The following is a 24,626-nucleotide window of genomic DNA, read 5'->3' on the forward strand; positions in this document are numbered from 1 at the left end:
GAGAAAAGAGTAACAAGCTATTCTCCACTCTCCAGTTCATCCATGTCTTGTTCAAACTTTTTCTGAGCCCATTCGCCATAACTTTTAAGGCCGAGATTGCCGATAAAAACCCAAGGAAGGTAAATCAGATAAGTAATCACCCAAGCAGACAAGTATTTAACGTTCAAAGGATTGTGTTGGTAAATTTCTATGTTGAATTGATAATTTTGCAACATCAAGAGAGTCGTAATAGCGAGAGTTACCAGCAAACACCCTATAATTGTAAAATGAAAACGACTATAGTAGTTCACACCCAAATCTCGAGCACGGCCGAAAAAGTAAGAAGTTCCAATAATGATAATGATGAGAATCATTCTCGGATTAAAAAGACTTGGTGCTAATACTGTAATCATATAAGATAAAAGCAAGAAAGCTATAGAGATATAGAAACTTTCAGCTCCTGCTTTATTCATCAGTTGTTCTTCTCTTTCATCCAATAATTGATAATAAAAAAATTTATTTTTCATCTTCTTCCTCCCAAAATAATTGATCCAGCGTTTTCCCTAAACATCTGCAAATGGACTGGCAGAGCGAGAGACTGGGATTGTATTTTCCAGCCTCTATCAAACCAATAGTCTGGCGCGTCACCCCGACAGCATCTGCTAGTTGACCTTGAGTTAAATCAAGCTCTACCCGAGCTAATTTTAATTTTAAATTTTTAACCACCTTCGTCCTCCTTATAGTTTTAAAAAGTTGCGCCTCTTTTTAACATTATTATATCATATATCTAACTTAATGCAATATATATATATCATTTTGTAATATTTTATTAACAAAAAACTCTCTGCCACAAAAAGATAGAGAGTTTTCTGCTTATTCAATTTTTTTCAAAACATCTACAGCATCGTAGGATTTCACATCTAATGTTGAATTGTCCTCAATATCGTCTATAAAGACACAATTTCTAGGTTCTAACTGGTCCTGATCGAAAATCTCCTTAAACATTGCCCATATCCAGCATTATATCCAGCATTATATCCATCAATTTGGATAAAATTAACACCATAAAATAGACTAGTCCCCCCATCTCAAATATGAGGTGGTTTTATTTTAATTTGAGAATGTTACCAAATCTCTTAATAGGAACTTGAAGTTATTCCTTGATTGATAATACTCTTCGAAAATCTCTTCAAACCACGTCAGCTTCGCCTTACCGTACTCAAGTACAGCTTGCGGCTAGCTTTCTAGTTTGCTTTTTGATTTTCATTGAGTATAAACCCTCTAAATTTCTATATTTAAATTTACCAAAATCTTTATCTCCAGATAACCTCGGAGGAATAATGGATTTGCTCTGTCTCGTCTGTCAAAGCTTTTTGAAAGAGCATTTGTCCTAGTTGGTATGCCTTGTGGTCGATGGTTATGATTCCTAAGAATTGACTTGTCAATTGATTTTCCTGACCAATGAGGAGAGGGCAGTTTTTTTGAGATCGGTATAGGCTTGTTTGATTCCAGCGGCAATGTCGTCGCTAGTAGCTAGAACCGCTTGTATTTTAGAATTATTTACTAAGATTTTACCTATCTCATAACCGTCATGATAGCTATCAATGTTACCAAAAGTTACAGTTGTCCTGTCTCCATAGATTGCTTGGTAGGATTTAATAGCTTCCTGATAGGTAGCAGAAGTTTTGTTATTTCTAGAAAAAAGGAGTGCTATTTCATAAAAATTTCTATCCTTTAGGTATTGAAAAAGTGAAAGATAGGCTGGTGTCCGGTCAATATAAACCGAAGAGAGCGTGCTAGCTTCTGATAAAGGTTCTGTCAAGACAATCGGTCCATATTGGCGATAGGCTTCAATTTCAGATAGAGGAATAGCTCTAGAGGTAAAAATTAAGCCATCGACTGCCTGGCGTCGTAATTGTTCTAAGTAGTCTTTTTCCAAGTTTTCTTGGTAGTTTGATGGCATAAAGAGAAGCTGATAGTCACTGCTTTTGGCACTATCTAAGAGTCCATTGATTAGTTGGGTAAAATAGGGGTGCCTCGTATGAGGGATGACAACGCCTATCTTGTAAGTCTTGCCACGACTAAGGTCACGTGCGACTTGGTTTGGAACATATCCTAGTTCGTCTATAATGTTTTTGACCTTAGTCCGAGTAGCAGTTGCCACATGGGGATGGTCATTGAGAACACGAGATACTGTCGACACAGCAACACCTGCTTTCTTTGCAATTTCTCGAATGCTTACCATAATGTTCCCTCCACTACTATAAAATCATTTAACTTTTTTTCAAAAATGCCTTCATACCATAGCCGACACCATCTTCATCGTTAGATTTTGTAATTCGGTAGGCAACTGTCTTGATGTCATCCAAAGCATTTTCCATGACAATCGGATAAGCAACTCGTTCAAACATCGGTAGGTCATTGTGTCCGTCACCAAATGCTGCTGTTTCTTCTTTCCTTAGTTTTTCTTTCTCAAAAATGTAGTCAATGCCGATAGATTTCTTAGCTTTAGCATGCGTAATCTCTAGATAGGCTTTTCCAGAACGTTTTATAGTGATATGATTCATATCAAGATTACGCAAAGTCGATTCAAGCGTTTGCACCTCGGATTCACTAAAAGAAATCAGCATTATTTTAAAAATATTGATGGTTGCTTTAAGAAACTGAGCCTCATCTGTGATAACAGTTGGCTGTTGGTGAGTTAGGTTATGTTCATAACGAATACCTTCATCTATTCTATCACAGTACCAATTATTAAGGTCATAATAAGACATGCTAACCGTTGGAAATTGCTTGCGTATATAGGTCAATAAATCTTGAACTTCATTTTGAGCTAGGGGCTGTACACGGATTGGTTTGACGTTACCATCTCTCATTTCATAAATGAGACCGCCGTTAAACCCTATTTGTAATCCCTTCAAACCGAGGGTTTCAATCGCTTCACGCATTTCCATAGGTGCACGAGCTGAAACTAGAGTCACTGGCAGTCCAGCATTTCGAATGAGTTCAGCATTGGTTAAACTAACCTCACCTTGACTATTCAATAATGTGCCGTCCATATCTAAAAAAACACGCTTGATATTCATAAAAAATTACCTCATTTTCTTATTATGAGTTAATGATATCAACTGGAACACGTTCCATGTCAAGTGAAAAATATATTTTATTTTAAAAATTTCTAAGTATTTTAGGGAGTGACTCAAAAATCGTGATTTCGTAGAAATCGATTTTTCAGAGTCACCCCCGCACAGTTTATTAGATATCTAAAAAGCTTTTATAAAGCGAATTTAGATATCAATAAACCACTGCGTCTATGAATTCTCATATACACTTTGTTAAAATTTAGATCTTTTGGATCAGCCCCGTGTCCAACTCAACTATAGTCGGATTTTCTTCAAGCAGAGAAAAATATCATTTACCGATTTCATCATCAATCAGTAAACCTAGCTTTTGTACAAATTTCACAAGTACAGAATCCTCATGATAATGAAACTTGGGATAGTTGCCTTGTATCCATTGTTTAACTATATCGTCTTGTACTAACAGATTAATGTCATGTAATAGTCGTCTGGCATATTCGCGCTTGATGATGTCATCAGGAAGTGATTTTACCCTATCCTAAAAGTAATACTCAATGAAAATCAAAGAGCAAACTAGGAAACTAGCCGCAGGCTGTACTTGAGTACGGCAAGGCGACGTTGACGTGGTTTGAATTTGATTTTCGAAGAGTATAAGATGTCAATGGCGCTTCAATTTTAGCATTTTTGGGGTCGGTATATGACTCCATATATTCAACCATGGTATCTGAAAAATTCGTATCGTAAAAACTAGCAAAGTAAAATTGAATAACATACGGATAATTCTTTTTTCTGAAAATATGATGTCTGTAATAAGCTCTTCATCCAGTTTGAATAAATTATATACTATTGCACAATGATGATGTACTTTTGATAATAGTTTGATATGAGTATTAGAAGACACTTCAATCAAACTATTATTAATACTCAATGACGATCAAAGAGCAAACTAGGAAGCTAGCCGCAAGCTGTACTTGAGTACGGCAAGGCGAAGCTGACGTGGTTTGAAGAGATTTTCGAAGAGTATTAACTTCAAAGCACCGAGGTCACTTTGACTCTGGTACTTTTTGACCTAATTTTAAAGCAAAAACCCACCAACCTGAGTTGATGAGTCCTTAATCTATTTTCTAAATTTCCACTGGCTGTAAATCCCAAAACCGATAATCCAGATAGCTGAACCGATTGCTCCTACAAAGGTAGACTCTTGTAAAAAGAGGGTTACAAAGACAAAGGCAAAGAAGAGCATGGTTAAAGGATTTAAGAAACGATAATGAGGCATAAGATAGCCATCCGCCATAAAGTCTGGTGACTTGCGATATTTAAGGTGAGCCAGCATAATCAAGATATAAATGGCAATATAGACACCTGATGATGATGCCGTAATCAAGGCAAAGGCATCGGAAACACCTGGCAAGACATTAATAAAAGCTGCTAGGGCAATCAAGATTGTTGAAGCGATGATGGCATTTTGTGGCACATTGTGGCGAGAAAGAGTATCTGCTTTAATTGCTTTGAGGAAGCGATTTGGCGAATCATGGGCAATCTGGTACAAATGACGTCCTGTTGAGTAAAGGGTTGAGTTCAGAGCTGATGCTGCTGACGTCAAAACGACGAAGTTAATCAAGGCTGCTGCCCACTTGATACCTGCCAATTCAAACACCGTAACAAAGGGAGAATCAGCTGATGCAAGTTCACGCCAAGGAATAATAGACATAATGGCTAAGAGAGCTCCACCATAGAAAAAGACGATTCGTAGAGGAATTTCCTTAACAGCTTTAGGCAAGACCTGACGTGGATTTTTGGTTTCTGAAGTTGTTACCCCGATAAACTCAATCATGAGATAGGCAAAGAATACCATCTGGAAGGCCATAATAAAGTTCACTCCACCATTTGGGAAGAGGGAGAAATTGTCAGCAATATTAGCCAAACTTGCTACTCCATGAGATGTCTTAAAACCTGTCAAGACCATAAAGACACCTGTTGCAATCATGGCTAAAATAGCCACAATCTTGACCATAGCAAACCAAAACTCAACTTCCCCAAAAAGCTTCACCGCAATCAGATTGACTAAGGCTAGAATGGTTAAAAACCCAATCTCAATCATCCAACTTGGCCAACTAGGAAACCAGAACTGAACATAGTGAGAGATAGCTGTAATTTCAGCCATACCAATAAAGACAACGGATAGCCAGTAAGACCATACTGAGAAATATCCCCAGCCTTTACCCAAATGGCGCGTGATAAAGTTGATAAAGGTATGTTGCTCAGGGTCTTGGTAGAGCATTTCCCCCACCGCACGCATCATGAGGAACATAAAAGCCCCTGTAATCATATAAATCAGTACAATGGAAGGACCTGTTAGGCTAATGGAGCGACCCGCTCCCAAAAAGAGTCCTGTTCCGATTGTTCCCGCAATAGCCATAACCTGCACATGACGATTGGTCAGACCACGCTCCATCTTGTTTTTCTTCTTTGAACTCATATAGTCTCCAATTCAATTTAATTTATACTCAATGAAAACCAAAGAGCAAACTAGGAAGCTAGCCGCAGGCTGTACTTGAGTACGGCAAGGCGACGCTGACGTGGTTTGAATTTGATTTTCGAAGAGTAGCAAAATGGAAAAAGGAGTGAGTGAAGCGCACTGCCTCCCCACTCCTTTTTTCTGTTTTTAGGCTGTTTTTTCAACCTTCAAGATTTTTACATCATAGCTACCAACAGGTGTTTCAATAGTTGCTGTGTCACCTGTTTTCTTGCCAATCAAAGCTTGTCCAATTGGGCTTTCATTTGAAACTTTACCTGCAAAGGCATCCGCACCCGCTGAACCTACGATAATATAAACTTCTTCTTCGTCCTCACCAATTTCTTGGATAGTGACTGTTTTACCAATCGCTACTTCGTCTTGGGCAACTGAGTCGCTATTGACGATTTCAGCATAACGGATTTTTGTTTCCAAGCTAGAGATTTGTCCTTCGACAAAGGCTTGTTCATCCTTAGCTGCTTCATATTCACTGTTTTCAGAAAGGTCACCGTATGAACGGGCAATCTTAATGCGTTCTACCACTTCTGGACGGCGAACCAATTTCAATTCTTCTAATTCTTTTTCAAGTTTTTCCTTTTCCGCAAGGGTCATAGGATATGTTTTTTCTGCCATTTTTCTCAACTTTCTTCTAATTGATATTCTCTAAAGAAAATTATGTGAAGTATCACATAATTTTAGTTTGCACTACTTGATTGGGATAATTTGCTGTTGATATGCTGTGCAACATTTTGATCATGTTCATCTTTGGTTGTTGCAAAGTAAACTTTTCCATCTTCAACATTGGCTACAAAGTACAAGTATTCACTCTTTGTTTGGTTAACACTAGCTTCAATAGCATCAAGACTTGGACTATCAACTGGCCCAGGCATAAGACCCAGACGAGTATAGACATTAAAAGGTGAATCAATATTTGTATCAATTCCAGCATCATCAGCAAGACTAATCTTCTGACCAAGTTTTCCTTGAGCATACAAGATAGCAATATTGCTTTGAAGTGGCATGCCAAGATTCAAACGATTGTAGAATACACCTGCAATCAACTTACGATCGTCAGTCTTAGCACCTTCTTTTTCTACGAGTGAAGCGATTGTCAACAATTCATTAACTGTCAAATTTTTAGACTTGATCGCACTATAATGAGGTGCCAAAGTTTTATCCATAGCTGCCAACATCTCATCAATCAAGCTTTCAACAGTTGTGCTTTCCTTGATAGAGTAAGTAGCTGGGAAAAGGAAACCTTCCAAACGGTAACGAACTCCACTTTCCTTTGTAGGCAAGCTTTCAAGTAGACTAGGATATTTGGCAACTGCTTGGCTGATAAAGTTATCATCTTGAACTTTTGCTAGGAAAGCATCCGCAGTCAAAGGCTCTTTAAAGTTACCTTGCAATTGACCTACCGCTTGGGCAATTTGATCAATCGTGTAGCCTTCTGGAATCGTCAAGCTGGCTAGTACAGGTTCTTGTGCTTCAGCTGTACCACCCTTTTGCAATTCATGGATGATATCTTCTGTACTCATGCTCTTTTGCAAATTGTAATAGCCAGACTTCAAATCTGAATAATTTTTATATTTCGCATAAAAAGCAAAAATTACTCCGTGTTTAATCAAACCAGCATTTTCAAGTGTCTTACCGATTGTTTGAACATTGGCTCCTTCTGGGATTTGCACTGTCACATATTGTTTAGATGAAGCATCCACAGGCTGTAAAGATGACTGAACATACTGATAACCGAAATAACCACCTGCTGAAATCAAGCCTAGGAAAATTAGTAGAGAAATAAAGAAGGCCTTGAATCCTGATTTTTTCTTCTTAGTAGGCTGAACTGTCTCACGACGGCTACGACGTGGAGTTGCAGGCATTTCTTCTACAGCTTTCTTTTCCACTACTGGTTGTGAAGTAGGAACTTCTCTTTTTACTACTTCTTTCTGCCCTTCTGTCTTATAAGAAACAGCTACCCTCGTTGGGATTTCATTAAATTCTTTTTCTACGTTTCTAGGACTAACAGGTCCTGGTCTTGATACTCCCTCAGCTGATGGAGCAGAAGGTCCTTCTTGACTCGGATGACTAGGAGCAAGTGGGGCTTGTCTTACAGCTTCTTCTGCGGGAGATGAAGGCACATCTTGACTTGGATGGCTTGGAACAGTAAGAGTTTCTCTTTTAATCTCATCTGCTGGAGAAGCTGGTAAATCTTGACTTGGATGAGTAGGCACGGTAGGAGCGTTTCTCATAATCTCCTCTACAGCTGATAGAGAATCTTCCATCAAATCTTCTATTGACTGGTCATTTTTAGAAGAAAGTTGGGGTTTTATTGAAGCTAAATTAACTTCCTCCTGATCTTCTTCATGTTTTTTTACTCTCTCTAAATCACGTAAAATCTGCTCTTTAAAGCTTAATTCTTCGTCTTCTCTTGGCTTTTCACTCAAAAGTTTATCCTCCTCGTTGACAATCCATAATATTATATCTTAAAAGTTTAGGAAAAGCAACCTATGATGCCTTACCTTGCCTATTTTTTAGCTTCCCAGACCATATCATACCAGATTTCTCCTGCAAAGGTTGACTGGGACTGGCCTTCATTGACAAATCCATGCTTTTCATAATAGGCGATGAGATAGTCATGACAGGTTAGGTTAATGCCATCTCTCTCATCTTCAAGAGTCAGTTCTTTCAAGGCTCTTAGTAATTTCTGACCCAGTCCGAGACCCTGTGCCTCCTTGGCAATAGAAAGACAGGTCACAGAGATATAACCACCAGGCTCATAACTATAATCTTCTATCTCTTCTGTAAAAGACTGGTCTTGCAGATGGCGGTGAGGTCCAATTGGTCCTTCGATATAACCCATGATTCTACCCTCTTTTTCTGCAACCAGAAAAGAGGTCTGAATTTCTCGCAAATGCGCCTCAAAAACAGAGCGAGGAATGGCTTCTTCTATAGAGAAATTCTCTAGTTCAATCTCGACAATCCGATCCAAATCTTCTAATCTTGCTTTCCTGATTTTCATTGTGCCTCCAGATAAAAGGGATTAAACCAAATCATACTAAAACCTTGACTAGCTACATACTCTTCTTCATCAATAAAATCGTTCATCTCAAAATAGGAAAGCAGCTCATCAGGACTCTTCAAACGAATACCTTTGTAATCCAACTCAACTGCCACCTCTTTCAAAGCCGCAAGAAGAAGCGTGCCAAAGCCCTGTCTCTGATGGTCAGCATCAATAACTAAAGAATGTATTTCTAGACATTGCGGGTCGCGTGACTGAGGACTACTTATAATATAGCCCAGAAGCTGATTTTCATCCCTAGCTAGAAGAAAGGTATCCGCACACTTACGGATACTTTCTTCTAAAATATGGGAAGTAAGTTGCTTTTCAGCTGGAAAAGATGAAGCCTGAAGTGCCTCTATCTCAGCCAAATCAGACTTACTTGCCTGAATAATCTTAATTGGAATTTCCATGGGAAGATCCTATTGAACATTGCTTGTCAAATTAGACAAGAGACGTTCAAATGAATACTCATAGGTTTGGATATCTCCTGCTCCCATAAAGACGTAAACAGCATTGTCATGGTCTAGGAGTGGAGAAACAATTTCAACAGTGATCACTTGGTGTTTCTTGTTGATTTTATTAGCTAGATCTTCTACTTTGACATCACCATGGTCCACTTCACGAGCAGATCCATAGATTTGGGCTAGATAAACTGCATCTGCTTGATTCAAAGCGTGGGCAAATTCGTCCAACAAGGCAATGGTTCTTGTAAAAGTATGCGGTTGGAATACTGCTACAATTTCCTTGCTTGGGTATTTCTGACGAGCCGCATCCAAGGTTGCAATGATTTCTGTTGGATGGTGGGCAAAGTCATCGATAATCACCGTATCATTGACAATTTTCTCAGTGAAACGACGCTTAACACCTGCAAATGTTTTCAAGTGTTCACGCACCAAGTTCAAATCAAATCCTGCTGTGTAAAGAAGACCAATAACAGCTGTCGCATTCATGATATTGTGACGACCAAAGGTTGGAATGTGGAATTGCCCCAACTCTTGTCCACGGAAGTGAACTGTGAAGGTTGAACCAGTTGTTGAACGAAGAAGATCGCTAGCTACAAAGTCATTGCCTTCTGCTTCAAAACCATAATAATAAATCGGAGCATCAGATGTAATTTTACGCAATTCAGCATCCTCACCGTAGACAAAGAGACCCTTGGTAATTTGTTTAGCATAGTCGTTAAAGGCATTGAAGACATCCTCAAGACTTGTGAAATAGTCTGGATGGTCAAAGTCAATGTTGGTGATAATAGAGTATTCTGGATGGTAAGGCATGAAGTGACGCTCATATTCGTCAGATTCAAAGACAAAATATTTGGCATTGGCTGAACCGCGACCTGTCCCATCTCCAATCAAGAAGCTAGTATCTGTGATGTGCGACAAGACATGAGACAACATACCTGTAGTTGAAGTTTTTCCATGCGCTCCAGCTACTCCCATGCTGACAAAGTCACTCATAAAGCTACCTAGGAACTCATGGTAACGTTTGTAGCTGATGCCATTTTGGTCCGCGTAGGCAATTTCGACGTTGTTATCTGGACGAAAGGCATTCCCAGCGATAATTTCCATATCTCCGTCTAGATTCTTTTCATCAAAAGGAAGAATGGTAATTCCTGCCTGCTCAAGACCACGTTGAGTAAAGTAGTACTTTTCAACATCTGAACCCTGTACCTTATGCCCCATTTGGTGCAACATCAAGGCCAAGGCACTCATCCCTGATCCCTTAATTCCGATAAAATGATATGTCTTTGACATCTTTTCTCCCCTATTCCGTAATTCTTGTCAGATTCAACTCTTGGGCAACCCGACGTTCTTGTTCTGTTTGTTGATTCTTTTTATTGTAGATTTGGCTCTTCTTTAGAAAATCATAGTTGTTTTTCTTTGGGCCTGAAGTTTCTTTTGACTCAGCTTGAGTCGAAATATAGCTCACTTCTTCCGCCAAGATGTAATGAGACTGGGTCAATTTTTGACTATATTTGACAAATTCACCAGGATTTTCCTTTTGGAAAGGCGCGGTAGGTTGATTGCCCTGTCTAACCAGACTTGGCTGAGAATGGCGTCTTGTAGGAGTAATATCCTTGGTCAGATAATTTGCTGAGCGTTTCTTTTTCAAATCCGCACGCGCTTCTTCACGCGCCTGCTCCGCATAGCTCTTTCCTTCTTTTTTAACACCTAAAGGGGCCTTTTTAAGCTTCTCTACTGGTTTTTCAATCTGTTTGACTGGTTTTTCTTCAGTAATAGGAGCCCATTCTAAATAATTTTTATCTCGATACTCACCCTTGATATTACTGATAAAATCAGATTCATCATAGAGATCCATAACCGGCATCTCAGTCAACATGACCTCGTCATCTGACACCAATGGAAATCGTTCTTGTTTCATTTTCTATTTCCTTTCAACACTTCATTATAGCGTATTGTCTTGATTTTTCAAGTGCTGGCTTCAGAAATTCCTAAAATTTCTCTAATTTCTGCTAGGGTCAGACTGGCACGTGACTCTGTACCGTCCAATACTTGTGACACCAGATGTTTCTTTTGCTCTTGGAGTTCCTGAATTTTTTCTTCAATGGTTCCCTTGGTCACCAAGCGATAAACCTCAACCGTTTCTTCCTGACCCATCCGATGGGCACGGCCAATGGCTTGCGCTTCCACCGCAGGATTCCACCAAAGGTCAACCAAGATGACTGTATCAGCACCTGTCAGGTTCAGACCGACACCACCAGCCTTAAGGGAAATCAGAAAGGCATCTCTTTCCCCTTGGTTAAAGGCCTTGGTCATCTCTTGTCTTTCCTTGGCTGGGGTTGAACCCGTAATTTTAAAGGATGTCAATCCCAAGTCTGGCAATTCTTGTTCAATTTTCTCCAACATTCCCTTGAACTGCGAGAAAATCAAGACACGGTGTCCGCCGTCTGCCACCTGGACCAGTAGGTCTCGAAGACTATCCAGTTTCCCACTGGCTCCCTGATAATCTTCCATAAAGAGGGCAGGGGTGTCACAGATTTGACGCAAGCGCATTAAACCAGATAAGATCTCCACACGACTTCGCTGAAATTCCTGATCTGACACTTGAGCCAGACGGTCCCGCATCTGTTGCAACTGAGCTAGATAGATAGCCTTTTGCTGGTCTTCTAGTTCATTCTTATAAACTACTTCAATCAAGTCTGGCAATTCAGTCAGAACTTCTTCTTTCTTGCGCCGCATAACGAAAGGCTTGATAAACTGAGCCACTCGCTCTGCTGGCAATTTCATAAATTCTTTCTTGCTTGGCAAAAGCCCAGGCATGACGATTTGGAAAATAGACCACAGCTCACCCAGATGGTTTTCAATAGGAGTCCCTGATAAGGCAAAGACTGCCGGCACCACAAACTGTCTCAAGGTCTGGGCAATCTTGGTCTGGGCATTTTTCATGACCTGAGCCTCATCTAAGAAAAGGAAGTCAAAGGACATCCCCTGATAAAGCTCACTATCCTGACGGAAGGTGGCATAGCTCGTCACATAGATTTGATGGCTCTCGGCAAGAATCTCTTCACGATTAGCTTTCAAACCATGAACAACAGCCACATCCAACTGTGGGGCAAATTTCTGAAACTCATCTGCCCAGTTGTAAATCAAACCTGACGGAGCCAGAATCAAAACCCGACTTTCTTTTGTCACTTGACTGGTCAAAAAAGCAATGGTCTGCAGGGTTTTACCAAGTCCCATATCATCAGCCAAAATCCCACCAAAACCATAATGATGGAGCATTTGTAGCCAGCCGATTCCCTTTTCCTGATAATCTCGCAAGTCAGCCTTGACCTGAGTTGCTTGCAAAGGAAAGTCCTCTGGATGCGTCAAGTCGTGGGCCAGATTCTGAAATTCTTGTGAAAAAGAAACACGGTCTCGCCCTTCAAAAAGATGAGCTAAACTATAAGCCAAAGATTTTCGAGCCTGCAAGGCACCATCTTTTAACTCAAATTGCCCTAGTTCCTGTAAATTTTGGCGAATTTTCTTGGTTTCTTCATCGAAAAAGTAAACTTGATTGGACGAATCAATGTAAAAATCTTGATTGGCAACCAAGGCCTGCATGGCTTGGTCAATTTCCTCTTGTGCAATATCTTGAAAATCAAACTGGATTTCCAAGAGACCTCCCTTGGAAGCAATCTGCACTTGAGGGCTTGCTAGGCTATAAAGCTCTTCTAACTTATCTGATAGGTCAACATGCCCGAGTTTTTCAAAGACTGGAATGATTTCATAGAAGAAATGATAGAGAGACTCCGCTTTTAAGGCCTGACGCCAAGATTGAAAGTCCGCTTCAAAGCCCGCAGCCAAACAGACTTGGAAAACTTTTTCTTCTAAGTCAGCATCACTCGAAAATGGTAATTCTTCTAACTCTTGTAGGCTAGATACCTGTCTATTTCCATAATCAAACTGAATTTCTAAACGAATCCGATTATCCTCTTCCCTGTCAAAGTAAAAAGAGGGCACAAAAGTTTTGATTTGTAAGCGTTCTGGAGCTGAAACGGTGCCCATCTGGCCAAAGAGCATTAGACAGGAAGCTAACTTATCTCGGTCACTGCTATCAAATTGCAAGTATTTCTTTCCGTGTTGATCCAAAGGCAAGGCTTTGATTTCCTTGAGAAGACGCATCTGCTGGTCTGTTAGAAAATAAAACTGTCCTTTATGGAAAAGCACAACTCCCTGATAAAAGGCATTGACCCTCGGACTCTCACTGATTTCCATTTCAAAATAATCCGAGTATTCTGTTACTATAAAGGCAAATAGATTGTCATCCGCATGCATATCCTGAAAGAGCAGGGTTTGGTAACTATCTACTTGATGGTCAAATTGAAAATGGGGCAAGGTCATCAATAAATTCACACCCTGCTCAAAAAAAGTCAGAGGGAAAAAGAGATGCCGACCTTGATTTTGGAAAAAGAGGTCTGGAGTCGTTCCTTCCTCCATTAGTCCGCGCAAGAAAGTCAGAAGCTCTTGACTTGCCTCATCAAAGGATTCCCAAGACAGAGACTCCTCATAAGTTTTTCCAATCATATAAGGCTTTCTCTTCTCGACAACTTTTAAAAAGAGTGGAATATCCCGAATGACATAGTATTTTTGACTATTGATTTGCCCGATTCTAAGAGTCCACAAGATATGATTAGTTCCTGCTTCCACTTGTCCCACAGCCGACAACTCATAGGAGCGGTCTGATTTTGGAGACAAGATTCGGTCCAAAAATTTGCCACCCAAGGTCACCTTGGTTTCAACGGCTTCTTTTTCTTCATAACCTTCTTCCAGACTCTGCAAGATTTCTTGGCCACGCTCATCATTTTTTAGAAAATGCTCCAGCGCCGCCAAGTGCACACAGTAGCCCCTCTTTTGGAAAAAATCGCAAGCACAAAAAACCAAATCATCCTCTAGACTATAGCGCAGTTCTTCTTCTGCAACGCGAGCATAGAGCCGATTGTTCTTTTCCTTGATGATGTCAACTTTACCAGTTTCATAAAGGGCAACGCCTTCGATACGAACTTTCCCCGGAATCAATTTAGCCATATTTCTACCTTTACCTTATCTTTTTATTATACCATATCTTCCCCTATGAAAATAGCCTTCTAGAAAGACTTTTCTCCTAGAAGGCTTGATTTTTAAAGTTTGGCAAAAGTCGTCACAATCCGCTGACAAACTTCTTGCAGTAGAGATTTAGGCATGGCTACATTGAGGCGGGCATGAAGACTTCCTTCCTCCCCAAAATCCAAACCACGGTTAAGGATAACCTTGGCTTCATTTCTCAACAGCTCTTGCAATGTTTCATCAGTCAGGTCATAGGCTGAAAAATCAAGCCAAATCAAGTAGGTTCCTTGCGGTTTCATAACCTTGATTTTAGTCTCTTTTCCAAATAGTTCCACCACATAATTGATATGGTCTTCAAATACTTGCTTGAGTTCCTCTAGCCAATCCTTCCCATAGCGATAGGCAGCTTCTGTCGCCAAATAACCCAAGCCTGAAATTTCATGCTGGTTATTGGCTAACTGGCGTTTCTGGTAAGCCACTCTCAACTTAGGATTTTCAATGACTGCATAAGAATTTTTTGTCCCAGCAATATTAAAAGTTTTAGTAGCACTGCTCAAGACGATCGCAAAATCTTTGAAGGCAGGATTAATGGTATTGAAAGACTGGTGTTTGTAACCAAAGAGGACCAAATCTTGGTGAATCTCATCTGAAACTAGCAAAACACCGTGTTTTTGGCAGAGTTGACCAATCTTCTCCAACACTTCCTTTTCCCACACACGTCCACCAGGATTGTGAGGGTTGCAGAGGATATAAAGTTTGACATCCTCTTCCACCAAATCCTTCTCCAGTTGGTCAAAGTCAATCTCAAACAGACCATCCTTTTCCACCAAAGAATTAGTAATCAATCTACGATTGTTCAACTTGACACTGCGAGCAAAAGGTGGATAGACAGGCGTGTTAATCAAAACAGCTTCGCCTTCTTTTGTGAAGGCTTGAATAGCTGTTGAGATGGCTGGCACCACACCCTCGATAAAGACAAGAGCTTCTTTGTCAAAGTGATAACCGTGTTGTGTAGCTTCCCACTTTTGAACTTCCTTAATTAACTCTTCACTTGCATAAGTATAGCCATAGACCAATTGATCAGCGTAAGTCTGCACGGCTTGACGGATTTCAGGCAAGACTACAAAGTCCATATCCGCTATCCAAGCTGGCAGGATTTCACTATCCGTTTCCGCCTCTTTCCATTTATAGGTATGATGCCCTAAGCGATTGGGCAGACTTGTAAAATCATATTTTCCCATCTTTATCTTATCCTTCCAATGCTTGGCGCAAATCTGCAATCAAATCTCTAGCATCTTCAATCCCAATTGACAAGCGCAAAAGGTCATCTGTCAAACCATAAGAATGGCGCACTTCTGCTGGAATATCAGCATGAGTTTGAGTCGTTGGATAAGTAATGAGACTTTCCACCCCACCCAAACTTTCCGCAAAAGAGAAGACCTTGAGGCTGTTCAAAATATGAGGAATGCGTTTTTCATCTGCTACTTTAAAGGAAATCATCCCTCCACGCCCAGTGTAGAGAACTTCTTTAACTGCTGGAGAATCCTTCAAAAAGGCAACCACTTCTTGGGCGTTGGCTGTGGAGCGCGCCATACGAAGAGACAAGGTCTTTAGACCACGAATCAATTGATAGCTGTCAAACGGTGATAAGACTGCCCCTGTCGTATTGAGATTGTAGAAGAGCTTCTCGTATAGTTCTAAACTATTAGTTACAACCACACCAGCCAAGACATCATTGTGGCCTGCTAGATACTTGGTTGCTGAATGAAGAACGATATCTGCTCCATCTTCAATTGGACGTTGGTAGATAGGGCTATAGAATGTATTGTCCACCACCACTTTGGCACCCTTAGCATGAGCCAATTTTGCTAGTTTTTCGATATCAAATTCCAACATCAAAGGGTTAGTTGGTGTTTCGATATAGAGAACATCCACTTCCTTCTCTAACTCGACAATCAACTCTTCTTCTGTATTGGTATAGGTGAAATGGAAACGGCCTTCCTGTTCCACTTGGTTGAACCAGCGGAAAGAACCTCCGTAAAGGTCACGGACAGCCAAGACCTTACTTCCTACTGGAAAGACGCTAAAGGCCAGTACAATAGCTGACATCCCTGAGCTAGTCGCTAGGGCATAGTCTGCTGACTCAATAGCCGCCAAGACTTCTTCCGCCTTACTGCGAGTTGGGTTTTTGGTGCGCGTATAGTCAAATCCAGTAGACTGACCAAACTCTGGATGCTGATAGGTCGTTGAAAAATGAAGCGGTGTCACCAAAGCTCCTGTCGCTTCATCTGACTTAATGCCCGCCTGGGCCAAAATTGTGTTAATGTGTAATTCCTTGCTCATACAATTCCTCCAAATCTATAGTAACTATTGTACCACTTATTTTCATCAACTCATTTTCTTCTTTTCAAGAGCTAGTTATAGTTTCAAACTATATAAAAAACGACAGCTTCTTTCGAAACCATCGTTTTGCTGGAAAAATTCTTATTTGACGTGTTTTGCCAATTCTTCTTGAGCTTTTTTATTAGATTCTTCTTTTTCTTTCAGCCATTTTTCTTTGGCTTTTTCATATTCGTCTTTTGTGACTGTCTTATCTTGTACTTTGAGGTATTTATATGATTCAATACCTTTATTACCAGCTAATGAATATGGTTCTGAGAAAGGAACTGTTTTTCTCAATACTGGTGTTCCGCCCTTAGAAACATTTGGAATTGCTAAAGCGCTATCTACCAACCACGCTTGGATCTCAGCATACTTTTCATAGCGTTTTACAAGATCTTGTTCCTTATTAGCTTCCTCCAACATTTGAGTGTAGACATCCAGTCCAACAGCCTTGGCCTTGTCATTGGCTTCACCTGGCTCTAAACCTAGATTTTGCAACAAACCACCAGAATTAATGTTTAAGACATCAAGGTAGGTTGAAGGATCTTGGTAATCAGGACCCCAACCACCGTTGTAAAGATCATAATCCTTCTGAGCTGCGGTCTGAGCCAAATAGCTTGTATTGTCATAATCTTCAGTAGTGAGTTGTTGAATATCAATTACAACGTTCTCTGCACCCAAGGCTGCTTCAATAGATTGCTTCATAGAATTTGCCTCTTGGACACCCTTTTTAGCAGCTTGGTCAACTGTCATATCCAAGTGGATAGGGAATTGGACTCCTTTGGCTTGGAGTTCTTTCTTAGCTTCTGCAAATTTAGCCTTAGCTTTTTCTGGATTGTAGTATGGATCCTGGGCATCTGCAAAGTTGATTCCTTGCCATTCTTTACCATAATTCACCATCTTAGAGGCTACTACTTCACCAAAGTCTTTTCCATTGATACTTACGAAGTTTGGAGGAACAACCAAGTTACGCAAAATCTTAGTTGCCCCATCTTCTCCCTGAGATTGAGCTCCGTAAGCTGTACGATCATAGGCAAAGTTAATGGCTTGACGGAAGTTTTTATTAAGAACCGCTTCCTGAGTCGATTTCTTTTCAGCATCACTTGTTTTTGAAGTGAATTTATAAGATTTTCTATCCAGGTTAAAGTTTAAGAAGTAAGAAGTAGCATCTTGCAAGCTATAGATGATATTATCCTTATTCTTCTCTTTAATTCCTTCAAAACTTGAACTATTTGGATAGAGACGAGCGTAACTATAGGCTCCCTCTACATAGTTACGAGCCAGTGCATCTTGATCACTACCATCATAATAAGCCAATTTCACATCATCTACAAAGACATTTTTAGCATCCCAGTAGTTCGGATTTTTCTTGAATTCGATAACAGATTTTGAAACAAAGGATTTCATCAAGAAAGGTCCATTATACAAAATGCTAGATGGGTCTACCTTACCAAAATCATCCCCTTTTGATTTCAAGAAATCTGCATTGACTGGGAAGAGAATAGTTGATGTTGTTTTTGAGTTCCAGTAAGATTCTGGTCGTGTCAAGGTATATTGAACTGTCTGGTCATCGAGAGCCTTAACTCCGACAGTTGAAAAGTCTATTGTTTTACCAGTGATATAGTCATCTAAACCAGCAACGGATTCTTGCACTAAGTACAAGGCTTCTGATTTTTTATCAGCCGCATATTTCAAACCAGTGACAAAATCTTGGGCGGTTACAGGTGCGTATTCTTCCCCATCTGCAGTGTACCATTTAGCATCTTTACGCAGTTTGTAGGTATAGGTCAAACCATCTTGAGAAACACTCCAATCCTCTGCCAAGGATGGGATATAGTTCCCATACTGGTCATTTTCCATGAGACCATCTACCAGATTGGTCACAATATCATTGGTTGTTGCACGATTTTCTGCTAGATAGTTCAAACTTGATGGGTCACTTACGTAAACATAGTTATATGTTTTTGACGCTGTACTAGAATTTCCACAGGCACTTAATAAAATACCTGCACTTAACACGACACCTGCAAGCGTTGCATACTTGGCCTTAGACTTTTTCATCTCCAGAACCTCCTGATTTAAATATTTGTCTTATTATACAACTCGTGTTTTATTTAGTCAATAGTTTTTTTGAAAAAATTAATTATTCCATCTACAAACTATAGAAATTATTCTACAAAATAATAAAAAAGAGAATAATTTAATCATTCCTTGATAGAAACGTTCAAATTATTCCCTTTATTTATAAAAATTTATTGAGAAATTTTTAATTTGATTCGTAAGCGATCTGCTTGGGCTTTTCCAATCACCTTATCCAACAAATGGGTACGGAGACTCATCACTCCATAAACACCTACACCCATGGCACCGACAAGAGCTACGTATAGAAAACTCCACAAACGTCCACTTGGTTGGAAGACAAATCCAAGTATCCACTGGATAGTTCCTACAATGATGAACATAACAAAAGTTAACAAACTGATTAAAATGGTTCGCTTCAAAATCACCTTGCGCTTAACACCAGTTACTTTACAAATGTCCCGATACATCAAAACATTAGGAATAATGAGACCAATGGTTGTGGAAATCAAAGGTCCGTAACTGTGGAACAGAGCAATGGTTGGAAGTTGCAAGACTAGCTTGGCAATGGATCCATAGACAAAGTAAAGAACTGCCTTGCGATTTCTAAACATGGCTTGAAGCATAGGGGACAAGACCATATACAAACCAAGAATGGTTGACTGTAAGACTGCAAAGACAAACAAGCCCATCGCCAAGCTATCTGGCTTACCATAAAAGACTGTATAGAGAGGTTCACCAACCATGACTACTCCAACAGTTGCTGGAAGTAAGAATAGGAAGAGCATGGTGATACTATCTTGCACCAAACGAGCAGCTGCTGGCAAATCCCCCTTGACATAGTTCTCCGTCAAGAGAGGCAGACCAACACTACCAATCGAAACTCCAACCGAAATGAGAATCATAGTGATTTTATTAGGATTGGCAGAGAAATAAGAAAACATGACAATCAAGTCTTCATTACTATAGTTGGTAAACCACTTCATGCTATTGATAAAGGTATTTTGGTCCAAGATTTGGAAAAGCTGAATGGCAGAACCAGTCAAGATAAAAGGAATAGCTTCCTTAATGGTATCAATCAAGAGACCCTTACTATCAATCTTATCTCGAGTTTCAAAAACTTTTTGAAGCATTCCTTCTTTGTAAAGGAAATAGATCAAGACTGCAAAACTAGCTACCATTCCCACAAAGGCCGCAAAGGTCGATTGGGTAACTGCTGATAGATAATCTTTCGAACCGAGTTTCATGATGATAAAAGTCGCTAAGAGCATCCAAATTACTCGGATAACTTGTTCAGCAATTTGACTCATAGCATAGGGTTTGAGATTATTCATTCCTTGGAAAAATCCACGGATAACACTCATAGATGGAAAAATCAAGACTGCCCAAGCCAAGCTCTGCATGATTGGGATCAGGTCTTGCCCCACACCCGATAAGTCTGCTAGCCAAGGAGCAAAGACATACAAGACTAGAGCAAAGACCAGACCTAATCCCGTCATAAAGCCTAAAAAGCTCCGAATCAGGGCAAAGCTATGCTCTTCTTCTCGCATGGTATTGTACTTGGCCACTTGCTTGGCCACTGCAACTGGAATCCCCGCTGTTGAAATCAGCAAGAACCAGGCATAGATATTGTAGCCCATGGTAAAGAGACCATTGGCCGTAGCTGCATAAGATCCCATCCAGATATACCAAGGGATAATATAAATAGCCCCAAGTAGGCGACTGATAAAGTTACTAGCCGTTAGCCAAGCAGTCCCCCGTAACATCTGGGCCTGCTGATGATTGTTTTCGTGCGACATAGATTCCTCATTCAATTTTGATAACTAGGAAAAAGTTCCTCATCTTCCATTATAAACTTTTCCTTGTTACTTGTAAAATTCAGACTTTCAGTTTACAATAGAAAGTATGATAAAGATTGAAACCGTATTAGATATTTTAAAGAAAGATAGTCTCTTCCGCGAGATTATCGACCATGGACATTACCACTATCATTTTAGCGATCTCGTTTTTGATACCATCTGCTATGACAGCCGCAAGGCTAAAGAAAAGAGCCTATTTTTCGTCAAGGGTGCTGCTTTTAAGAAGGAATTCCTTCTTTCAGCAATAGAACAAGGCCTCGGTTGGTATGTAGCGGAGCAGGACTATGAAGTAGGCATTCCCGTTATCGTTGTTAGTGATATTAAGAAAGCCATGAGTTTGATTGCCATGGAATTTTACGGCAATCCACAGGAAAAACTGAAACTCCTTGCCTTTACTGGTACGAAGGGTAAGACAACAGCAGCCTATTTCGCCTATAACATTTTATCTCAAGGGTATCGACCGGCTATGCTATCGACTATGAATACAACTCTAGATGGCAAGACTTTCTTTAAGTCTGCCCTGACAACACCTGAAAGCATCGATCTCTTTGACATGATGGCCCAAGCTGTTAAGAATGGAAGAACCCACCTTATTATGGAAGTTTCCAGTCAGGCCTACTTGGTCAAGCGAGTCTACGGCCTAACCTTCGATGTAGGAGTGTTCCTCAATATCAGTCCTGACCATATTGGACCTATTGAGCATCCAACCTTTGAAGACTACTTCTATCACAAGCGTCTCTTAATGAAAAATAGCCGAGCAGTTGTCATTAATAGTGATATGGACCACTTCTCTGTTTTAAAAGAACAGGTTGAGCATCAAGAACATGACTTTTATGGTAGTCAATCAAGTAACCAAATCGAGAACTCCAAAGCCTTTAGCTTCTCAGCTACTGGAAAATTAGCTGGAGATTATGATATTCAGTTGATTGGATATTTCAACCAAGAAAATGCTGTCGCAGCTGGACTTGCCTGCCTCCGTTTAGGTGCTAGTCTTGAAGACATCCAAAAAGGAATCGCTACAACTCGTGTCCCTGGCCGCATGGAAGTCCTCACTCAGAAAAATGGTGCCAAGGTTTTCATTGACTATGCCCACAATGGGGACAGTCTGAAAAAACTAATCAATGTTGTAGAGACTCATCAAACTGGAAAGATTTCTCTGGTTCTGGGTTCGACAGGAAACAAGGGAGAAAGTCGTCGCAAGGACTTTGGACTTCTCCTCAATCAACATCCTGAGATTCGAGTCTTTCTGACTGCTGATGATCCCAACTATGAAGATCCAATGGCCATTGCGGATGAAATTAGTAGCTATATCAATCATCCTGTTGAAAAGATTGCGGATCGCCAAGAAGCGATCAAGGCAGCGATGGCTATCACAAACCAAGAATTAGATGCTGTCATTATCGCTGGTAAGGGGGCAGATTGCTACCAAATCGTCCAAGGCAAGAAAGAAGCCTATCCAGGAGATGCAGCCGTCGCAGAAAATTACTTATAAGATAGTAAAAAATCAAGGGAAATGAAACCCTTGATTTTTTCTATCCTTATTTAAAAGCGTTTTTCAAACCTTCAACGGCACCTTCTACAGCGCCTTTAGCATCTTCAACTACTTCTTTTGCCTTAGCAACTGTCTTTTCTACAGCGCCTTCTGCTTCAGTCTTGCTATCTCCAGTAACTTTACCAAATCCTTCTTTAATAGCGCCTGTTGCTTGTTCCAATTTGTTTTCAAGTGACATATGATTGTCTCCTTTGGTTTTATTCCGATATGTGTTACCGGTTACATATAGTTTATACTGAATCCTAAGGAAAGTCAAACAATGTGCTCAGAAACAAGATATCACGCTAAGTAGAAAGTTAATCTCTCCTTATCAAAATCAACTGCCAACTCATACTTTCCATTTTCATTTTGGACAATATAGCCTAGAACGACCAAACTGTCCACAAAGATATCACGGCGTTTCTGCATGAGCTGGTCTTTTTTGAGAAATTTCAACAAAAAAGTCGTCATATATTTGAGGGCATACTCAGGATTAACATCTCCTAAAATATCATAAAGTTCCTGCTGTTTTTCTGTCAAAGGATACTGATGTTTGACCTTGTAGAAATAATTGGACAGGGTCATTTTTGTGCGAGCAAAGTCCGTCTTTTCAACTAAAATAGCTGCATTAGTCTGATTTCGCAATTCCGTCTCAAAACTCTGCTCCGACAAGGATTGATAGACTGGACTAGCTTCTCTGACAAAAATTTCTTGGTTCAGTTCGAGACTATCAAGTGATTCCAGCAAAGGAAGATTGAGATAATAACGCTTATTTTCCCGTAGAATCAAGCCTGCCTTGATATACTCTTCCATGAGTTTATCAACTGCTACATCTGGAAATTGGGCCTTGATTTCCCGTAGAATCACATCATCATTCTGGTCCAAATAGCGGATCAATTCTCCAAAAAATGGCTGTCTCGTCAAACGAGAGGGATTAAAAATCTGAATCATGAAGATTCCTTTCTTTACATTCTAACAGAGGCGACGCTGCCAACTGACTTGGATTGGTCCCAGCTTGGTTTAGAGGAACTGGCAGACCTAGTTTTCTATAATACTCCCTCCAAAAATCACTAATCTCCTGCTCCCCATCTCCAAATTTCATAGGAATAGTCTCAAAAATCGGTAGGATTTCTGCCATATACTGGGAACAGTAAAAACCAGCGCCATCTGGATAGAAAGAAGCATTGTAGGGAGCTCCAAGATGCTTACAAGCTCTCTCCTTCACCGACTGGATATCCATTTCTGGGTAGACATAGAGGTCGTACAAGTGATTGGACTCAAAGAAGTCTGCTGGTTCTTGACAGACAACACCAAATTCTCCACTAGCATGGTAAATCATCTCATCCAAATAGATGGCTACATGGCTATAGTTGCCTGTGGAAGTCTGGATAGCCTGTCCCATATCTGACTCATCTCTCACAAAAATCAAATCACCATTTTCTAACATGCTTCACTCCTAGAAAAAAAGGAGCCAAAACTCCTTTCGATATAAGTCAAACTAGACTTTCCTATTTTGAACTGACACCCAAAATCTTAAGCGTTAAAGCTTTCAGTCAATTGAGGTACCACTTGTTTCTTACGTGAAACAGCACCAGCAAGGAAAGCGTGGTTGTTTTCAAGTTTGAAGTTGAAAGCCGCTTCGACCTTGTCCATGTTAGCACCAAGTGCTAGGATTTCTGAGTTTGAGTTGACGATATCTGTAATCATCAAGACAAAGTCAGAATAACCATTTGCTGTGTTGGCAGCTTGCATTGCAGCTTCAATTTCTGCTTGGCGTTCCAAGACTTCAGCGATATCAACTGTGTTTACTTGAGCAACACGAACATTATTTCCGTTCAATTCAAAAGTCTTAGCATCGATGTCAATCAATTCGTCAGCAGATTTGCTAGCCAAGTTTGTACCAGCTTTCAGCATAGCCAAACCATATTCTTCCAAGTTTACACCAGCCAATTCAGCCAATTCAGGAGCAATAACTTTATCTGTTGGGTGTGTTGTTGGTGATTTCAAAAGAAGGGTATCTGAAATCAAACCTGAAAGCATCAAACCTGCAATCTCTTTAGGAACAGCTACACCATGTTCTTTGAACATACGGTAAACGATTGAAGATGCTGATCCAACTGGCTCCAAACGCATATAGAGTGGGCTTGCAGTTTCAAAGTTAGCCACACGGTGGTGGTCTACAACACCATAAACTTCTACTTCAGCGATATCTGATACAGATTGTTGGAATTCATTGTGGTCAGTCAAGATAACTTGCTCTGCGCCTTCTGCTTTAGCAGAAGTGATAACACGTGGTGCTTCCACACCAAAATAGTTCAAGACAAAGGCTGTTTCTTCATTTGGAGTTCCAAGGGCAACAGCTTCCGTATCCAAACCGTAAGCTTCTTTTGCAAGGTAGGCAAAGGCTACAGATGACCCGATGGCATCTGAGTCTGGATTTTGGTGACCAAATACTAGAATCTTAGACATGATAATACCTCATTTTGTTTATTCTCTTTATTGTAGCATTTTTTTCGCTTTTTGACAAAAGTAAGAGGAGTCAAAGGAGACTCCCCACGATTCTTCAAAATAACTGATACTCTTCGAAAATCTCT

Annotated in this window: 20 protein-coding genes and 1 pseudogene; 1 reads left to right on the forward strand and 20 read right to left on the reverse strand. The window is 40.2% G+C overall.

From position 1 onward, the window contains the following. Nucleotides 1-17: 17 nt before the first annotated feature. From QM959_RS00430 to QM959_RS00505, 16 genes and pseudogenes are all read right to left on the reverse strand, one after another. Nucleotides 18-506, reverse strand: coding sequence for a DUF6773 family protein (locus tag QM959_RS00430; RefSeq protein WP_414370677.1), 489 nt, complete (start codon nucleotides 504-506; stop codon nucleotides 18-20). After that, nucleotides 496-705 carry a helix-turn-helix transcriptional regulator gene (locus QM959_RS00435; RefSeq protein WP_000240379.1) on the reverse strand — a complete coding sequence of 70 codons (210 nt, stop codon included), beginning with the start codon at nucleotides 703-705 and terminating at the stop codon, nucleotides 496-498. Before QM959_RS00435 ends, QM959_RS00430 begins: the two co-directional genes overlap by 11 nt. 587 nt (nucleotides 706-1,292) lie before the next feature. After that, nucleotides 1,293-2,224, reverse strand: a pseudogene (locus QM959_RS00440) (LacI family DNA-binding transcriptional regulator). 28 nt (nucleotides 2,225-2,252) lie between these two features. Further along, nucleotides 2,253-3,065: an HAD family hydrolase gene (locus tag QM959_RS00445; protein ID WP_414370679.1), complete on the reverse strand. Its 813-nt coding sequence runs from the start codon at nucleotides 3,063-3,065 to the stop codon at nucleotides 2,253-2,255. A gap of 1,111 nt (nucleotides 3,066-4,176) precedes the next feature. Next, nucleotides 4,177-5,538: an amino acid permease gene (locus tag QM959_RS00450; RefSeq protein WP_414370680.1), complete on the reverse strand. Its 1,362-nt coding sequence runs from the start codon at nucleotides 5,536-5,538 to the stop codon at nucleotides 4,177-4,179. 186 nt (nucleotides 5,539-5,724) lie between these two features. After that, nucleotides 5,725-6,207, reverse strand: coding sequence for a transcription elongation factor GreA (gene greA / locus QM959_RS00455; protein WP_000818750.1), 483 nt, complete (start codon nucleotides 6,205-6,207; stop codon nucleotides 5,725-5,727). Between the two features lie 62 nt (nucleotides 6,208-6,269). After that, a complete protein-coding gene (gene mltG / locus QM959_RS00460; protein WP_414370682.1) occupies nucleotides 6,270-8,018 on the reverse strand; it encodes an endolytic transglycosylase MltG in 1,749 nt (582 codons plus the stop codon). 80 nt (nucleotides 8,019-8,098) lie between these two features. Then, complete coding sequence (locus QM959_RS00465; RefSeq protein ID WP_414370684.1) at nucleotides 8,099-8,593, reverse strand: GNAT family N-acetyltransferase; 495 nt, start codon at nucleotides 8,591-8,593, stop codon at nucleotides 8,099-8,101. Beyond that, nucleotides 8,590-9,045 carry a GNAT family N-acetyltransferase gene (locus tag QM959_RS00470; RefSeq protein WP_414370686.1) on the reverse strand — a complete coding sequence of 152 codons (456 nt, stop codon included), beginning with the start codon at nucleotides 9,043-9,045 and terminating at the stop codon, nucleotides 8,590-8,592. The genes QM959_RS00465 and QM959_RS00470 overlap by 4 nt, the downstream gene beginning before the upstream one ends. 9 nt (nucleotides 9,046-9,054) lie before the next feature. Next, on the reverse strand, nucleotides 9,055-10,389 hold the full coding sequence (gene murC, locus QM959_RS00475) for a UDP-N-acetylmuramate--L-alanine ligase (protein WP_414370688.1): 1,335 nt from the start codon (nucleotides 10,387-10,389) through the stop codon (nucleotides 9,055-9,057). A gap of 10 nt (nucleotides 10,390-10,399) precedes the next feature. After that, a complete protein-coding gene (locus QM959_RS00480) occupies nucleotides 10,400-11,017 on the reverse strand; it encodes a cystathionine gamma-synthase (RefSeq protein ID WP_414370690.1) in 618 nt (205 codons plus the stop codon). A gap of 47 nt (nucleotides 11,018-11,064) precedes the next feature. Beyond that, nucleotides 11,065-14,163 (reverse strand): DEAD/DEAH box helicase, encoded by a 3,099-nt coding sequence (locus QM959_RS00485; protein WP_414370692.1) that lies wholly within the window; start codon nucleotides 14,161-14,163, stop codon nucleotides 11,065-11,067. 92 nt (nucleotides 14,164-14,255) lie between these two features. Beyond that, nucleotides 14,256-15,422, reverse strand: coding sequence for a MalY/PatB family protein (locus tag QM959_RS00490; RefSeq protein ID WP_414370694.1), 1,167 nt, complete (start codon nucleotides 15,420-15,422; stop codon nucleotides 14,256-14,258). 7 nt (nucleotides 15,423-15,429) lie between these two features. Further along, nucleotides 15,430-16,524: a cystathionine gamma-synthase gene (locus tag QM959_RS00495; protein ID WP_414370696.1), complete on the reverse strand. Its 1,095-nt coding sequence runs from the start codon at nucleotides 16,522-16,524 to the stop codon at nucleotides 15,430-15,432. A gap of 141 nt (nucleotides 16,525-16,665) precedes the next feature. Then, complete coding sequence (locus QM959_RS00500; protein WP_414370698.1) at nucleotides 16,666-18,624, reverse strand: peptide ABC transporter substrate-binding protein; 1,959 nt, start codon at nucleotides 18,622-18,624, stop codon at nucleotides 16,666-16,668. Between the two features lie 191 nt (nucleotides 18,625-18,815). Continuing rightward, complete coding sequence (locus tag QM959_RS00505; RefSeq protein ID WP_414370700.1) at nucleotides 18,816-20,441, reverse strand: putative polysaccharide biosynthesis protein; 1,626 nt, start codon at nucleotides 20,439-20,441, stop codon at nucleotides 18,816-18,818. Between the two features lie 106 nt (nucleotides 20,442-20,547). On the opposite strand from QM959_RS00505, the gene QM959_RS00510 reads away from it, so the two are divergent. Beyond that, nucleotides 20,548-21,993, forward strand: coding sequence for a UDP-N-acetylmuramoyl-L-alanyl-D-glutamate--L-lysine ligase (locus QM959_RS00510; protein ID WP_414370702.1), 1,446 nt, complete (start codon nucleotides 20,548-20,550; stop codon nucleotides 21,991-21,993). A gap of 46 nt (nucleotides 21,994-22,039) precedes the next feature. Here the strand turns inward: QM959_RS00510 and QM959_RS00515 are convergent, their stop codons facing one another. From QM959_RS00515 to QM959_RS00530, 4 genes are all read right to left on the reverse strand, one after another. After that, nucleotides 22,040-22,231, reverse strand: a complete 192-nt coding sequence (locus tag QM959_RS00515) for a CsbD family protein (RefSeq protein WP_000051184.1) — start codon at nucleotides 22,229-22,231, stop codon at nucleotides 22,040-22,042. 101 nt (nucleotides 22,232-22,332) lie between these two features. After that, nucleotides 22,333-22,983: a DUF1803 domain-containing protein gene (locus QM959_RS00520; RefSeq protein WP_414370704.1), complete on the reverse strand. Its 651-nt coding sequence runs from the start codon at nucleotides 22,981-22,983 to the stop codon at nucleotides 22,333-22,335. Further along, complete coding sequence (locus tag QM959_RS00525) at nucleotides 22,967-23,479, reverse strand: YiiX/YebB-like N1pC/P60 family cysteine hydrolase (protein ID WP_247934551.1); 513 nt, start codon at nucleotides 23,477-23,479, stop codon at nucleotides 22,967-22,969. The genes QM959_RS00520 and QM959_RS00525 overlap by 17 nt, the downstream gene beginning before the upstream one ends. An 86-nt stretch (nucleotides 23,480-23,565) precedes the next feature. Further along, nucleotides 23,566-24,501, reverse strand: coding sequence for a manganese-dependent inorganic pyrophosphatase (locus QM959_RS00530; RefSeq protein ID WP_084929702.1), 936 nt, complete (start codon nucleotides 24,499-24,501; stop codon nucleotides 23,566-23,568). Nucleotides 24,502-24,626: the final 125 nt, after the last annotated feature.

The organism is Streptococcus mitis, assembly GCF_047459985.1.
GTDB classification, from domain to species: Bacteria; Bacillota; Bacilli; order Lactobacillales; family Streptococcaceae; genus Streptococcus; species Streptococcus mitis_DZ.

Coding starts and splice junctions, on each gene's coding strand:
- QM959_RS00430 (WP_414370677.1), bottom strand. CDS start 506: ATGAAAAATAAATTTTTTTATTATCAATTATTGGATGAAAGAGAAGAA.
- QM959_RS00505 (WP_414370700.1), bottom strand. CDS start 20,441: ATGTCGCACGAAAACAATCATCAGCAGGCCCAGATGTTACGGGGGACT.
- QM959_RS00500 (WP_414370698.1), bottom strand. CDS start 18,624: ATGAAAAAGTCTAAGGCCAAGTATGCAACGCTTGCAGGTGTCGTGTTA.
- QM959_RS00445 (WP_414370679.1), bottom strand. CDS start 3,065: ATGAATATCAAGCGTGTTTTTTTAGATATGGACGGCACATTATTGAAT.
- greA (WP_000818750.1), bottom strand. CDS start 6,207: ATGGCAGAAAAAACATATCCTATGACCCTTGCGGAAAAGGAAAAACTT.
- QM959_RS00530 (WP_084929702.1), bottom strand. CDS start 24,501: ATGTCTAAGATTCTAGTATTTGGTCACCAAAATCCAGACTCAGATGCC.
- QM959_RS00515 (WP_000051184.1), bottom strand. CDS start 22,231: ATGTCACTTGAAAACAAATTGGAACAAGCAACAGGCGCTATTAAAGAA.
- QM959_RS00495 (WP_414370696.1), bottom strand. CDS start 16,524: ATGAGCAAGGAATTACACATTAACACAATTTTGGCCCAGGCGGGCATT.
- QM959_RS00525 (WP_247934551.1), bottom strand. CDS start 23,479: ATGTTAGAAAATGGTGATTTGATTTTTGTGAGAGATGAGTCAGATATG.
- QM959_RS00450 (WP_414370680.1), bottom strand. CDS start 5,538: ATGAGTTCAAAGAAGAAAAACAAGATGGAGCGTGGTCTGACCAATCGT.
- QM959_RS00490 (WP_414370694.1), bottom strand. CDS start 15,422: ATGGGAAAATATGATTTTACAAGTCTGCCCAATCGCTTAGGGCATCAT.
- QM959_RS00510 (WP_414370702.1), top strand. CDS start 20,548: ATGATAAAGATTGAAACCGTATTAGATATTTTAAAGAAAGATAGTCTC.
- QM959_RS00485 (WP_414370692.1), bottom strand. CDS start 14,163: ATGGCTAAATTGATTCCGGGGAAAGTTCGTATCGAAGGCGTTGCCCTT.
- QM959_RS00520 (WP_414370704.1), bottom strand. CDS start 22,983: ATGATTCAGATTTTTAATCCCTCTCGTTTGACGAGACAGCCATTTTTT.
- QM959_RS00470 (WP_414370686.1), bottom strand. CDS start 9,045: ATGGAAATTCCAATTAAGATTATTCAGGCAAGTAAGTCTGATTTGGCT.
- murC (WP_414370688.1), bottom strand. CDS start 10,389: ATGTCAAAGACATATCATTTTATCGGAATTAAGGGATCAGGGATGAGT.
- QM959_RS00480 (WP_414370690.1), bottom strand. CDS start 11,017: ATGAAACAAGAACGATTTCCATTGGTGTCAGATGACGAGGTCATGTTG.
- QM959_RS00465 (WP_414370684.1), bottom strand. CDS start 8,593: ATGAAAATCAGGAAAGCAAGATTAGAAGATTTGGATCGGATTGTCGAG.